Here is a 12,419-nt window from a genome sequence, read left to right on the forward strand (position 1 = left end):
GTGGGCGCCCCGCACGGGCGCCGGTCAATCCTAGCAACGCCCCGCCGCTCCCCCGAGCGGCGGGGCGTCGCCCTTTCCAGGCCTTCCCGGGCCTTGTCTAGCCCTCGGCCAGCCCGGCGATGATGCCGTCGAGGATGTCCTTCTCGGAGATCACGAAGCTCGTGGCCTGGGTGGACTCCTTGGCCAGGTCCATGATCTGCTCGACGATCACCGAGCCGGAGCCGATGACGTCGGCGCGGCCCGGGTGGATGACCGGGTTGGCCGCGCGCGCCGAGGATGACTCGGAGATGAGCATCTGGGTGATCAGCCGCAGCGCCGAGAAGTTCAGCTCGGAGCCGTGGATGGCGTCCGGGTCGTACTCCTCGAGGCCCTGCGCGAGCGCGGAGAGCGTGGTGAAGGTGCCGGCGCAGCCGACCACGGTGCGCACCTTCGACAGCGGCAGCAGGGTGCGCACGCGGTCCAGGCGCTCCTCGACGTAGTCGCGGGCGATCTCGATCTCGGTGGCCGTCGGCGGATCGGCGCGCATGATGCGCTCGGTCAGGCGCACGCAGCCCATCTGGGTCGAGTGCGCGGCCGCCACGCCGTTCTCGGCGTCGCCGACGACGAACTCGGTGGAGCCGCCGCCGAGGTCGATGACCAGGAAGGGGCCGCGGTCGGCGGCGAGGTCGCCGATCGCGCCGCGGAAGGAGAGCTCGGCCTCCTCCTCACCGGTGATGACCTCGGCGCGCGCGCCCTCCTGGACCTGGCCCAGCAGCTCGGCGGTCATGTCGAAGAAGTCGTGGCGGTTCGTCGCGTCGCGAGTCGCGCTGGTGGCGACCATGCGGACCTTCTCCACGTGCTCGTGGCGCATGATCTCGACGAAGTGCGCCAGCGCCGCGCGGGTGCGCTCGATGGCCTCGGAGTCGAGCTCACCGGTGGCGTCGACGCCCTGGCCCAGGCGCACGATCTTCATCTCGCGGTGCAGGTCGCGGATGCGGCCCGCCGGGCCCACCTCGCTGACCAGCAGGCGGATCGAGTTGGTGCCGCAGTCGACGGCGGCCAGCCGGGTCATGACTCGACCTCGACGTCCGCGCCCTGCTCCGGCTCGTGGACCGGCTCCAGGTCGAAGTCGACCAGGTCGATGCCCAGGTCCGCACAGCTCGGCCAGTCGGCCGGCACTGCGGTGCCGCGCAGCCCGGCGTGGTCGGCGGCCATGGCGACCGTCTCGGTGCCCAGACGCACCCGCTGCGGCCCCTCGGCCAGCGCGTAGGCGGCCAGCACGTGCAGGCACTTGACGCGGTCGGGCATCCCGCCGCCGGAGAAGTCGGTGCCCAGGTCCGCCATCGCGTTGCGCACCTGAAGGTAGTGCTCGTGGGCGGCGCGGTAGTCGGCGGCCAGCTCGGCGTCCTCGCCGAGCCTGCGGGTCATCCAGACCATCACCTGCGCGACCTCGAGGCGCGAGCACTCCGCGGTCAGCCGCGGGTCGGTCAGGTAGTAGAGCGTGGGGAACGGGGTTCCGTCGGGCAGACGCGGTGCGGTGGTGACCACGGCGGGGGCGCCGTCCGGGGTGCGGTAAGGGACGTCGACGACGCCGCGCGGGGTACGCCCCAGCTGCTCGGCGACCGTCTCCAGGTCCGTCTGGCTGACTGTCATGGCAGTCATTGTGTCACGGCGCGGCGCGATCCTCGCCTTCGGCCGGGCGCTACCCCGCCGCCGGCGCCTCACCCTCGGCCGGGGCCTCGCCGTCCAGCGGCATGTGGGTGTCCACCTCGCCGCCGCCGATCGCGCCCTTCTCGTCGGAGGCCGCGGAACCGGCCTCCTCGGCGGGCACGGAGATGGAGTCCCACAGCTTGTCCAGCCAGCTGCGGTCCTGGGAGGCGGGCACCTCGCCGGCCACGGTCGGGGTCTGGTCCATCTCGGGGTCGAGGATGCGGTAGGCGGTCTCGCCCTCCCCGATCACGCCGAGGCGGCGGCGGGCCTGCTCGCGGGCGTAGGCCTCGGAGTTCCAGCGGCCCAGCTCGGCGTCGAGCTCGTCGACGCGCTCCTGCTTGGCGGCGATGGACTCGTTGAGGCGGGCGATCTCGGTGCGCCCGCTGAAGTAGTTGCGCGCGGGTGCGGCCACGGCACCGAGCACGATCAGCGCAGCCAGCGCGAGCACGGCCAGGTCGGCGGCCCCCATGCGCACCCGCGGCAGGCGCCGCTTCGGGCGCGCGGGCGCGTTGTCGCGGCTGGTGACCGGCACGCGGCCGCGCCGGGGGGCCCGCTCGCTCGTGCGGGTCTCCTCGGCGGCCTCGTCGGCCTCGTCGGTGCTGGTCTCGGCGGTGCTCATACCAGGGGGATTCTACTCCGCCGGCTCGCGTCGGACCTGGATGTGACCCAGCGCGTCGGCGGCGAGGGTGACGGCCTCGTCGCGGCCGTCGACGGCGATGCGCGCCATGCCGTCATAGGGCGCCGGCAGCAGCCGCACGCCCACGCCGGGGGCCACGCCGCAATCGGTGAGGTAGCGCAGCAGCTTCGCGTCGCGGTCGCGCAGGCGCACCACGATGGCGGGCTCACCCTCCTCGAGCGCGGAGAGCGGCACACTGTCGACGGTCTCGACGGTGCCGTCGGAGGACGGGATGGGGTCGCCGTGCGGATCACGGGTGGGGTGTCCCAGCGCCTCGTCGATACGCTCGATGAACAGGTCGGAGACGGCGTGCTCGAGCACCTCGGCCTCGGCGTGAATCTCCTCGACGCCGTAGCCGACGACGCGCTCGAGGAAGGTCTCCACGAGCCGGTGGCGGCGCACCAGCTGCACGGCGAGCTCGCGACCCTGCTCGGTGAGCATGATCGGCTTGTAGGGGGTGTGGTCGATCAGCCCCATGCCGGCGAGGCGCTTGACCGCCTCGGAGGCGGTGGAGCGCTGCTGGCCGAGGGCCTCGGCCAGGTCGGAGAGCGCGACGCCGGAGGCGGTCGAGACGTCCCCGCGGCCCCAGTCGACCAGGTCGAAGATCTTCTTCAGGTAGTCCTGCGACCGGTCGGGCAGGTCCGTGACCTTCATCGAGTCCATGGAGGACAGACTATCAGCCCCCGGCACGGCAAAAACCCCGCCGGACCGCGCGGGTTCAACTCAGTGAACTCCCGCGGGCGACGGGGTCTGGTCCGGGGCCTCCCGGTTCCGGGTCTTAGCCCTGGAAGCGCGGGAAGGCGGAGCGGCCGGCGTAGACGGCGGCGTCGCCCAGCTCCTGCTCGATGCGCAGCAGCTGGTTGTACTTGGCCACGCGTTCGGAGCGGGCCGGGGCACCGGTCTTGATCTGGCCGCTGCCCAGGGCGACGGCGAGATCGGCGATGGTGGTGTCCTCGGTCTCACCGGAGCGGTGCGACATCATGGTGCGGTAGCCGTTGCGGTGGGCCAGGTCGACCGCGTCGAAGGTCTCGGTCAGGGTGCCGATCTGGTTGACCTTGACGAGCAGGGCGTTGGCGGCCTTCTCCTCGATGCCCTTCTTCAGGCGCTCGGGGTTGGTCACGAAGAAGTCGTCGCCGACGATCTGGACCTTGTCGCCGATCTTCTCGGTCAGGGTGGTGTAGCCGGCCCAGTCGTCCTCCTGCAGCGGGTCCTCGATGGAGACGATCGGGTAGTTGGCGATGAGCTCCTCGTAGACCTTGGCCATCTCCTCGGCGGAGTGCTCGCCGCCCTCGAAGTGGTAGGTGCCGTCCTTGTAGAACTCGGAGGAGGCGACGTCCAGGGCCAGGGCCACGTCGGCGCCCGGCTTGAAGCCGGCCTTCTCGATGGCCTCGACAATCAGGTCGAGGGCGGCGCGGGTGGAGTCGACGGACGGGGCGAAGCCGCCCTCGTCGCCCAGGCCGGTGGACAGGCCCTTCTCCTTGATGACGGACTTCAGGGTGTGGTACACCTCGGCGCCCATGCGCAGGGCCTCGGAGAAGGTCTCCGCGCCGATCGGGGCGATCATGAACTCCTGGACGTCGACGCCGGAGTCGGCGTGGGCGCCACCGTTGAGGATGTTCATCATCGGCACGGGCAGCACGTGGGCGTTCGGGCCGCCGATGTAGCGGTACAGCGGCAGCTCGGCGGACTCGGCGGCGGCCTTGGCCACGGCGATGGACACACCGAGGATGGCGTTGGCACCGAGGCGGGACTTGTTTTCGGTGCCGTCGAGCTTGATCATGGCCTCGTCGATGAGGCGCTGGTCGTCGGCCTCCATGCCGGCGACCTCGTCGACGATCTCCTCGTTGACGTTCGCGACGGCCTTGGTCACGCCCTTGCCCTGGTAGCGGTCGCCGCCGTCGCGCAGCTCGTGCGCCTCGTGGACGCCGGTCGAGGCGCCGGAGGGCACACCGGCGACACCGTGGGCGCCGTTGTCCAGGAACACCTCAGCCTCAACGGTCGGGTTACCGCGGGAATCGAGAATCTCGCGGGCGAAAACGTGCATGATGTCAGCCACCGTGGCCTCCTATTGCCATCTCGTGAGCAGGAACAGCTTCTCGTTGAGACGCCTTGGGTTCCGAGGGTGCATGGGCACCGCGTCGGCCGCTGCACCGTTCGGTCGCAGTCGCCGGCCGAGCCCCGCGGCATCTTCAGGGGCCATTATTCCAAAGATTCGCCCGGAATGCCCGTTGGAACATGTCCGGTTCTGCCCGGTTCCCCCCGATTTTTGAATACATGCAGGTCCCGGGCTTGCATGTGCGGGAAATTGTGCGCGGATTCCCACCCCGCGGCCGCCGATCGACGGCACACACGGTCGTTTGAACGTGCAACCGGACGCCCGGTTGGGCACTCGCAGACACGATTGACGACGTCCCGCGGGTCACCCATCTGCATCCCTCCCCCGTGGCGCACCCTCACCCCGGTGGCGCGCCCTCACCCCGGTAGCGCGCCTTCACCCCGGCGGCGTGGCGGAGCCACGCCACCTAGTGCGCCGCGGGCTGACGCAGGGCGTAGGAGTTGGCGGCGTCGCGAACGTCCGTGAGGTACTCGCCGGACATGTTGTAGGACTTCACCGCGCTAACCCAGTCCTCGGGGTCGGAGAGGTCGCGCCCGTTGCACAGGAGCTTCGCCGCCGAGGCCGCGGCGTCGTCGATCTGGTTGGGGTCGGGGTGGCCGTCGCCGTCGGCGTCGATGCCGAAGCGCTCCCAGGACTCGGGGATGAACTGCATGGGGCCGACGGCGTGGTCCCACTCGGTGTCGCCGTCGAGCTCGCCGCCGTCGGTGTCGTGCACGGCGGCGAAACCGCCGCTGCCGTCGAGTGCGGGGCCGATGATCGGCGGGTTGGCGTAGCCGTTCTCGTCGAGCGAGCCGCCCGAGAGCAGCTTGCCGGAGTAGGTGCCGTGGCGGGTCTCCACCTGCCCGATGCCGGCCAGCGTGGTCCAGTTGAGGTTGCACTCGGGCCAGGCGTCGCGGGCGATGAGCTCGGCGTTGCCGTAGGCGCGCAGCGCGGCGGCCGGGATGCCGGTGTCCTCGGAGAGGTCGCCGGCCCAGTAGGTCAGCTTGTCGGCGGTGCGCCCCGGGCCGTGAACGTCGATCTCGGCGACGGGCTCGCCGGCGGCCGGGGGCACGTCGTCGGGGATCGGCTGCAGCTGGCGGAAGGGCTGGGTGCCGCCGACGACCATGGACAGCGCCCAGCCGACCACGGCGATGACGAGGACGACCGCGAGCGCCGTCATGCACCCGCAGCCTCTGCCCCGCCGTCCCGTTTCGTCCATGGCGAGCGATCCTACCGCCCACCGCCGCACAGGCGCGCAACCCGCAGGCACGCGTCGCGGAGCCACCCGTCGAACCGGCCCACGCGACCTCCCGCTCCCCCGATATTCAGCCCCGGTTGCACAACATCAGCCACACGAAGATACTTATGCCACATCAATAACAGGAGAGGTTCCCGAAAGGACACCGCCGTGAAGAAGACCCTCGCCGCCGCCCTCGCCACCGCCGCCCTGGCCACCGGCGTCCTCGCCCCCGCCGCGAACGCCGCCGACACGCGCACCGGGCTGCTCGACCAGCTCAACGGCAACATCGCCACCGCCGACTGCCGCGTCGTGGACTTCGCGCTGCGCAGCACCGGGATGGTCGGCGAGAAGACCACCCGCTCGGAGCTCGTGAAGAACCTGCGCGGTGTCTCCGACGACACCACCCTGAAGCTGATCTCCGCGCAGTCGGTCACCGCCGTGGCCGACCGCGCCCTCGAGTGCGGCGTGGTCACCCCCGACCCGCAGGTCGCACTGAGCTCCCAGATCCCGGGCTTCGACAAGGCCTACGACACGCTGACCCTGCTGTCCTCCCTGTAATTCCGGGACGTGGGCCCGGGGTCCCTGAAGCCCCCCCCCGGAACCGTCGGCGCGCTATACCGCGCCGCCCTTCTCGCGCGCCTTGCCCGCCGCCCACGCGGCGTCCTGCGCGGCCTGGTCGACCACCCCGGTCGAGCCGTCGAAGAGGTAGGGCGCGCGCGAGCGGATCTTCGCGGTGAACCGCGCCGCGACGTCGCCGAAGTCCCACGCCCCGCGCCCGCGGGCGATCTCGGCGTGGAAGAGCACCTGCAGCAGCACGTCGGAGAGCTCGGCGAGCAGCTCGGCCTCCTCGGCATCCCCCGCCCCGCCGGCGTCCTCGGCGGCCTGCCAGGCGCGCGCCGCCTCGGCGTACTCGCCGGCCTCCTCGGCCAGGTACGGCAGCAGCGAGACGTGCGTCTGCCCGCGCTCCCACTCGCCGCGTTCGCGGGCCGCGGCGATGACCCGGCGCGCCTCGGCAACCGGGTCCGCAAGGCTCGCCGCCCGGAGGACCTGCTCCCCCGCCGCTTTCCGACGCCGCGCCTCCGCGTCCGTCTCGTCCAGAGTCACCCAGGTGCCCTCGGCACCCGCGCCGGCGTCAGCCGGCGCCTGCGCCGCAACCGCGTCAGCCATCGCGGCGACGTCGTGGGGCACGGCGTCGGAAATTGAGACGGGTGCGCACAGCGCACCCGAAACGAAAGCGGTGGCCGGAACCAGGTCCGGCCACCGCGCGTCAAGGACGAGGACGGTCAACTACTTCTCGCCCTCCGGCTGGTCGCCGCCGAGACGCTCGCCGATCTTGTCGCGGACGGTGTCGATCTTGTCGGCGTTGTCCTCGCCGAAGCGGTCCTTGGCCTTGTCGGCCGCGGTGTCCAGCGCGTCGTTCGCCTTTTGCTTGCCCTCGTCGGAGTTGAGGAACTCCTCCGCCTTGCCCTTGGCCTTGTCGAAGATGCCCATTGTGGTGTCCTTTCAGTCGGTCGCGATTAATGCGTCCCCGAGGTTACGTCACTGAGGCGCTCTGCGTAAGATTTGACCGATGATTATCGCAGGCGAAGACTCCCGGCGCCGGTCAGTGCCCATGTGGACCCTCGTGGGGCTGATCATCGGCTCCACCGTCGGCGCGGGTATCTTCTCGCTGCCGCAGAATCTGGCGTCCGTGGCCGCCCCCGGCGCCACCCTGATCGGGTGGGCCATCGCGGGCGTGGGCATGCTCTCGGTCGCGTTCGTCTTCCACGTGCTCGCCCGCCGCAAGCCGCACCTGGACTCCGGCGTCTACGCCTACGCGCGCGCCGGCCTGGGCGACTTCATCGGCTTCACCGCCGGGTGGGGCTACTGGCTGGGCAGCGTGATCGCACAGGTCGGCTACGCCACGCTGTTCTTCTCCACCATCGGCCACTACGTGCCGCTGTTCTCGGCGGACAACCGCTGGGTCTCCGCCAGCGCGGTGACGGTGCTGACCTGGGTGATCTTCGCCGTGCTCGCCCGCGGGGTGCACCAGGCCGCGGTGCTCAACGCGGTGACGACGGTGGCCAAGCTGCTGCCGATCTTCGCGTTCATCGTCCTCGCGGCCTTCATCGGGTTTTCCTGGGACCGCTTCACCCTCGGCTTCTGGGGCTCGGGCGACGGCGGCGTCGGCGACGTCTTCGAGCAGGTCCAGGGCGTGATGCTGTTCACCGTGTGGGTGTTCATCGGTGTCGAGGGCGCCAGCGTCTACTCCCGGCAGTCGCGTTCGCGTTCCGACGTCGCGCGCGCCACCGTGGTCGGGTTCCTCTCCGTGCTTGCGCTCCTGGTCAGCGTCTCCGTGCTCTCCTTCGGCGTGCTCTCGCGCGCCGAGCTGGCCGCGCTGCCGGACAACTCGATGGCCAGCGTGCTCGAGGCCGTCGTCGGCCCCTGGGGCGGCGCGCTGGTCTCGCTGGGCCTGTGTCTGTCCGTGTTGGGCGCCTACGTCTCCTGGCAGATGCTGTGCGCCGAGCCGGTGATGATGATGGCCGTCGACGGGCTGCTGCCGCGGCGCATCGGGGCGGTCAACGACTCGGGCGCTCCCTGGGTTGCCCAGCTGATCTCCACCACCGTCATCCAGATGTGGGTCATTGTCTTCTTCCTCAACGAGACGACCTACGTGCAGATGGTGCAGCTGGCCACGGTGCTCTACCTGCTGCCCTACCTCTTCTCCGCGTTCTACCTGGTGCTGCTCGCGGTGCGCGGCAAGGGCATCTCGCACCCGCAGGCCGGCGTCAGCTTCGACGACTCCGGCCCCGAGATCCCGCGCCGCGACAACCGCCGCCACCTGCTCATCGGGCTGGTCGCGCTGATCTACTCGCTGTGGCTCTTCTACGCCGCCGAGCCGCGCTACGTGCTCTTCGGCGCCCTGTCCGTGCTGCCGGGGCTGATCCCCTACGTGTGGACGCGCCGGCTGCGCGGGGAGCGGCTCTTCAACGGCTTCGAGTGGTGCGTGGTCGCGCTGATCTGCGTGGCCTCCGCGTTCGCCGTGTGGGGGCTGGCCACCGGCTCTATGGCGCTGTAAGGCTCACTCGCGGCGGCGGTACTCGCCCGCCGCGCGCACCCGGGTGCGCAGCGCCTCGCTGCCCGCCTGCGCCAGCGCGACGACCGCGAATCCCGCGACAGCGCCGAGCGAGGTGAACAGCAGGTTCTTCAGCTCGGGGTCCACGTCGACGGACCAGGAGATCGCCGGGCCGAGCCCGCTGGCCCCCAGCGCCAGCCCCGCGACGACGGCCACCACCAGCGGTTCAAAGACCTGCAGGAACGCCACACGCCGCAGGAAGGACCCGGGCGCGCCGAGCAGGTGCAGCGAGTGGTCGAGCCGCTGCTCACGGTAGACGGCCGCCGAGCGCTCGAGCAGGGTGGTCACCGCGGCGATCACGAAGGCGAAGCCGACGGTGAGGTAGCCGCCGGTGACCACGTCGGCGATCAACTTCAGCTCCGCCTCGTCGCCGTCGGCGAGGATCTCGACCGGCTGGACGGCGATCGCGCCCAGCAACGCGAAGAGGTAGGCCAGCACCGCCACCCCGTTCCAGGTGCGCGCGGGCTCGGCCACGATGCGCCGGCAGGCCGTGTGGTGCGCGACCCCGGGCAGGCGGGAGGCGACGGCCGCCAGGACCTTCAGGACCCATGTCATGGCGAGGTGGAACGCGGCGATCACCGCGAGCAGCAGCACCGGCAGGATGCGCCCGACGGTCTCGGGGTCGACCACACCGACCACCACGACGACCACGACGACGACGCCCACAACGGCCCAGAGCCGCCACTTGCCCATCCGGGCGGCCGGCGCCCTGCGGGCCACCCCCAGGGGGGTGACCGACACCCGCCGCAGCCCGGCGGCGACGCCCGCCGCCGCGAGGCCCAGCATGAGCAGGCACAGCGAGGCATACCCCCACCACGGCAGGATCATCTCGGCGGTGCGCAACGGGGTGAACTGGAAGGTAAACGCCTGCCACAGCGGCGCGGTCAGAAGCGAGAGCAGCGTGCCGAGCAGCACGCCGACGGCCGCCTGGGTGAGCGTCTCGACGAGTGCCACCGCCGTGACCTTCCGCGCGGAGAGCCCGAGCAGGCGCAGCACTGCCAACCGGCGCTCGCGCCCGCTGGCCCCCAGCACGGCGGCCCGCTGTGTCAGCGAGAACATCGCCGGGACGAGGAAGACGCAGGCCAGGCTCGTCAGGACGAGGTAGAAGTTCAGGATGACCTGGACCTGAGGCAGCTGGGCGAACTCCGGGGCCAGCTCGGCGCCGCCATGGGCGCGCTCGTAGAACATCCACGCCCCGCCGGCGATGGTGGCGGCCAGCCAGCTCATCACGGTGAACGCGGCCGTGGCCAGAAGCGGCATCAGCGAGGCTCCGCGACCGCCGTGGTCGCCTCTCAGGTTCGCGCGGGCGAGTGTGCCCGCGATCTGCGCGGGGTTCATCGGTTGCTCCGATCCGCGTGCACGATGCCGTCGCGGATCTCGACGAGCCGGCCGCACCAGTCGGCCACCCCGCGGTCGTGGGTGACCATCACCAGGGACGCACCGCGCTCGGCGGTCAGCGCGGTGAGCAGCTGGATGACCTCGTGGCCGGTGGCCTGGTCGAGCGCGCCGGTGGGCTCGTCGGCGAAGACGACCTGCGGGGAGTTCGCCAGCGCGCGGGCGATGGCCACGCGCTGGGCCTGCCCGCCGGACATCGCCGCCGGGCGGCGGTCGGCCAGCCCGCCGACGCCCAGCCGGCTCAGCAGATCGACGGCCTCGCGCTCGGCCGCGGCGCGCGTCGTGCCCGCCAGGCGGGCGGCCAGGGCGACGTTCTCGGCGGCGGTGAGCTCGTCGAGGAGCTGGCCGTCCTGGAAGACGAAGCCGAAGTCGTGCAGCCGGATCCGGGAGCGCCGCCGGTCGCCGGCCGCGCTCAGCTCGGCGCCGGCGAAGCGGACCTCGCCGGTGCTCGGCTGGAGCACTCCCGACAGGCAGTGCAGGAGGGTCGACTTGCCGGAGCCCGAGGGCCCCATGATCGCGACGGTCTCTCCGTGGCCGACGCTGAGGCTGATTCCGCCGAGCACGGGGCCCGAGCCGTAGTCCTTGGTGATGTCGCGTGCGACGAGCAGCGGCTCGTGCGCCGTGGTGCGTGTGTTTTCCATGACCTCCAGTCCAGCAGTCGCCCGCCGCGTGCACACTGGCCCGGAGCCGAGTCTTCCGGGTGGAGCTGGCTCCACCCCCGCGACGTCGGGCCCCGTTTAGGGTAGACGTCATGCTGGGTTGGGCACGCCGGAGCCGCGTTCTCCGGGACAGGGTGCAGGAGTCGCGCGAGGCGGCGTCGGCGGCGCGCATCGCCGAGCTGACCCGCTCGCGGCGCTCGGTGGCCGAGGCCTACGAGCGCGAGCGCCGCCGCATCGAGCGCGACCTGCACGACGGCGCGCAGCAGTACTTCGTCGCCGCCGCGATGGCGCTCGGCGAGGCGGAGATGCTCGCCGAGGAGGCCGGTACGGGCTCGGCTCCCGGGGAACTGGCCCGTGAGCTGGCCCGAGCCCGGAAACTGCTCGGCGAGGGCCTGACGGCGCTGCGAGCGACCGTGCACGGCATCCACCCGCAGGTGCTCGTCGACGAAGGCCTGGCCGCCGCCGTGGGCGCGGTGGCCGCCTCCTACGGCTCGCACGTGCAGGTGCGCGCGCCCCACCCGCTGCCGGAGCTGCCGGCGGCGGTGCTGGCCGCGGCCTACTTCTTCGCCTCCGAGGCGTTGACCAACTGTGCGCGCCACGCCCCCGGCGCACCGGTGACCGTGCTGCTGACCGCGGACTCGGAGCTGACCGTCTCCGTGGTCGACCGCGGCCCGGGCGGCGCCGAGGTGCGCCCCGGCGGCGGGCTGGCCGAGATGTCCGGCCGCCTGGAGGCCTTCGACGGCACCGTGACGGTGCACTCCCCCGCCGGCGGGCCGACCCAGGTCGTCGCGCGCATCCCGCTGCTGCTCCACCGCGGCGAACCCGGACTGATCGGAGAGGAATCCTGATGACCGCTCCCCTGCGCATCGCGCTCGCCGACGACTCCGTGCTCTTCCGCGAGGGCCTGGCGGGCCTGCTCACCCGCCGCGGCCACGAGGTGTGCGCCCAGCTTGCCGACGCCGCGCAGTTGCGCGCGTGGGCGGCCGGGCTCGGCGCCGCAGACGTCCCCGACGTGCTGATCGCCGACGTGCGCATGCCTCCCGGCATGCGCGACGACGGCCTGGTGGCGGCCCTGGAGGTGCGCGGCACGCACCCGGGGCTGGCGGTGCTGGTGCTCTCCCAGTACGTGGCGGTCACCCACGCCGACCGGCTGCTCGCCGAGGCGGACCGCTCGGCGGCGGGCACGGGCTACCTGCTCAAGGACCGGGTCTCGGACGTGCGCGAGTTCCTCGACGCGCTGTCGGTGGTCGCCGGTGGCGGCATGGTCATCGACCCGGAGGTCGCGGCCACGCTGCTGCGCCGCTCGCGCGGGGCGGGCGTGGAGCGGCTCAGCCCGCGGGAGACCGAGGTGCTCGACCTGATGGCGCGCGGGCGCTCGAACGCGGACATCGCCGCCGAGCTGGTGCTCTCGCCGGCGGCGGTGTCCAAGCACGTGGCGAACATCTTCCTGCGCCTGGGGCTCTCCCCGGAGCAGGACAATCGGCGGGTGCGCGCGATCCTGCACTACCTGCGCGAGACCGGCGGCCTGCGCGACCCCGAGGCCTGAGCCC

14 protein-coding genes are annotated in these 12,419 nt (G+C 72.0%); 4 read left to right on the top strand and 10 right to left on the bottom strand.

Annotation, left to right across the window (positions count from 1 at the left end; translation table 11 throughout):
* Positions 1-97: 97 nt before the first annotated feature.
* The 6 genes from QQA02_RS04760 to QQA02_RS04785 form a co-directional block, all read right to left on the bottom strand.
* Complete coding sequence (locus QQA02_RS04760; protein ID WP_284863442.1) at positions 98-1,051, bottom strand: Ppx/GppA phosphatase family protein; 954 nt, start codon at positions 1,049-1,051, stop codon at positions 98-100.
* Complete coding sequence (locus QQA02_RS04765) at positions 1,048-1,632, bottom strand: DUF501 domain-containing protein (protein ID WP_284863444.1); 585 nt, start codon at positions 1,630-1,632, stop codon at positions 1,048-1,050. The genes QQA02_RS04760 and QQA02_RS04765 overlap by 4 nt, the downstream gene beginning before the upstream one ends.
* A gap of 49 nt (positions 1,633-1,681) precedes the next feature.
* Positions 1,682-2,308 carry a septum formation initiator family protein gene (locus QQA02_RS04770; protein WP_284863445.1) on the bottom strand — a complete coding sequence of 209 codons (627 nt, stop codon included), beginning with the start codon at positions 2,306-2,308 and terminating at the stop codon, positions 1,682-1,684.
* A gap of 12 nt (positions 2,309-2,320) precedes the next feature.
* The gene (locus tag QQA02_RS04775; RefSeq protein ID WP_284773049.1) at positions 2,321-3,019 is read right to left on the bottom strand and encodes a metal-dependent transcriptional regulator; all 699 of its coding nucleotides are present in this window, start codon (positions 3,017-3,019) and stop codon (positions 2,321-2,323) included.
* A gap of 124 nt (positions 3,020-3,143) precedes the next feature.
* Positions 3,144-4,421, bottom strand: coding sequence for a phosphopyruvate hydratase (gene eno, locus QQA02_RS04780; RefSeq protein WP_284772856.1), 1,278 nt, complete (start codon positions 4,419-4,421; stop codon positions 3,144-3,146).
* 466 nt (positions 4,422-4,887) lie between these two features.
* Positions 4,888-5,679 (bottom strand): lytic transglycosylase domain-containing protein, encoded by a 792-nt coding sequence (locus tag QQA02_RS04785; protein ID WP_502870973.1) that lies wholly within the window; start codon positions 5,677-5,679, stop codon positions 4,888-4,890.
* 189 nt (positions 5,680-5,868) lie between these two features.
* Between QQA02_RS04785 and QQA02_RS04790 the strand changes: the two genes are divergently transcribed.
* Complete coding sequence (locus tag QQA02_RS04790) at positions 5,869-6,258, top strand: hypothetical protein (protein WP_284863448.1); 390 nt, start codon at positions 5,869-5,871, stop codon at positions 6,256-6,258.
* 54 nt (positions 6,259-6,312) lie between these two features.
* On the opposite strand, the gene QQA02_RS04795 is transcribed toward QQA02_RS04790, so the two are convergent.
* Positions 6,313-6,987, bottom strand: a complete 675-nt coding sequence (locus tag QQA02_RS04795; RefSeq protein WP_284772853.1) for a MazG nucleotide pyrophosphohydrolase domain-containing protein — start codon at positions 6,985-6,987, stop codon at positions 6,313-6,315.
* Positions 6,988-7,191 carry an antitoxin gene (locus QQA02_RS04800; RefSeq protein ID WP_284772852.1) on the bottom strand — a complete coding sequence of 68 codons (204 nt, stop codon included), beginning with the start codon at positions 7,189-7,191 and terminating at the stop codon, positions 6,988-6,990. It lies immediately after the preceding gene.
* Between the two features lie 79 nt (positions 7,192-7,270).
* On the opposite strand from QQA02_RS04800, the gene QQA02_RS04805 reads away from it, so the two are divergent.
* Entirely contained in the window at positions 7,271-8,758 is a 1,488-nt protein-coding gene (locus QQA02_RS04805) for an amino acid permease (RefSeq protein WP_284772851.1), read from the top strand.
* A 3-nt stretch (positions 8,759-8,761) separates the two neighbouring features.
* On the opposite strand, the gene QQA02_RS04810 is transcribed toward QQA02_RS04805, so the two are convergent.
* Together QQA02_RS04810 and QQA02_RS04815 are read right to left on the bottom strand one after the other, a co-directional pair.
* Complete coding sequence (locus QQA02_RS04810) at positions 8,762-10,153, bottom strand: FtsX-like permease family protein (RefSeq protein ID WP_284863450.1); 1,392 nt, start codon at positions 10,151-10,153, stop codon at positions 8,762-8,764.
* Complete coding sequence (locus QQA02_RS04815) at positions 10,150-10,851, bottom strand: ABC transporter ATP-binding protein (protein ID WP_284772846.1); 702 nt, start codon at positions 10,849-10,851, stop codon at positions 10,150-10,152. The genes QQA02_RS04810 and QQA02_RS04815 overlap by 4 nt, the downstream gene beginning before the upstream one ends.
* 110 nt (positions 10,852-10,961) lie before the next feature.
* Between QQA02_RS04815 and QQA02_RS04820 the strand changes: the two genes are divergently transcribed.
* Together QQA02_RS04820 and QQA02_RS04825 are read left to right on the top strand one after the other, a co-directional pair.
* Complete coding sequence (locus tag QQA02_RS04820) at positions 10,962-11,717, top strand: sensor histidine kinase (RefSeq protein WP_423777729.1); 756 nt, start codon at positions 10,962-10,964, stop codon at positions 11,715-11,717.
* On the top strand, positions 11,717-12,415 hold the full coding sequence (locus QQA02_RS04825) for a response regulator transcription factor (protein ID WP_284772842.1): 699 nt from the start codon (positions 11,717-11,719) through the stop codon (positions 12,413-12,415). The genes QQA02_RS04820 and QQA02_RS04825 overlap by 1 nt, the downstream gene beginning before the upstream one ends.
* Positions 12,416-12,419 lie beyond the last annotated feature (4 nt).

It is taken from the genome of Corynebacterium sp. MSK006 (genome assembly GCF_030232385.1).
Lineage (GTDB): Bacteria > Actinomycetota > Actinomycetes > Mycobacteriales > Mycobacteriaceae > Corynebacterium > Corynebacterium frankenforstense_A.

Excerpts from the sequence above, each read along its gene's own strand:
- QQA02_RS04760 (WP_284863442.1), bottom strand. The coding sequence starts at position 1,051 with ATGACCCGGCTGGCCGCCGTCGACTGCGGCACCAACTCGATCCGCCTG.
- QQA02_RS04765 (WP_284863444.1), bottom strand. The coding sequence starts at position 1,632 with ATGACAGTCAGCCAGACGGACCTGGAGACGGTCGCCGAGCAGCTGGGG.
- QQA02_RS04770 (WP_284863445.1), bottom strand. The coding sequence starts at position 2,308 with ATGAGCACCGCCGAGACCAGCACCGACGAGGCCGACGAGGCCGCCGAG.
- QQA02_RS04775 (WP_284773049.1), bottom strand. The coding sequence starts at position 3,019 with ATGAAGGTCACGGACCTGCCCGACCGGTCGCAGGACTACCTGAAGAAG.
- QQA02_RS04785 (WP_502870973.1), bottom strand. The coding sequence starts at position 5,679 with ATGGACGAAACGGGACGGCGGGGCAGAGGCTGCGGGTGCATGACGGCG.
- QQA02_RS04800 (WP_284772852.1), bottom strand. The coding sequence starts at position 7,191 with ATGGGCATCTTCGACAAGGCCAAGGGCAAGGCGGAGGAGTTCCTCAAC.
- QQA02_RS04805 (WP_284772851.1), top strand. The coding sequence starts at position 7,271 with ATGATTATCGCAGGCGAAGACTCCCGGCGCCGGTCAGTGCCCATGTGG.
- QQA02_RS04810 (WP_284863450.1), bottom strand. The coding sequence starts at position 10,153 with ATGAACCCCGCGCAGATCGCGGGCACACTCGCCCGCGCGAACCTGAGA.
- QQA02_RS04815 (WP_284772846.1), bottom strand. The coding sequence starts at position 10,851 with ATGGAAAACACACGCACCACGGCGCACGAGCCGCTGCTCGTCGCACGC.
- QQA02_RS04820 (WP_423777729.1), top strand. The coding sequence starts at position 10,962 with ATGCTGGGTTGGGCACGCCGGAGCCGCGTTCTCCGGGACAGGGTGCAG.
- QQA02_RS04825 (WP_284772842.1), top strand. The coding sequence starts at position 11,717 with ATGACCGCTCCCCTGCGCATCGCGCTCGCCGACGACTCCGTGCTCTTC.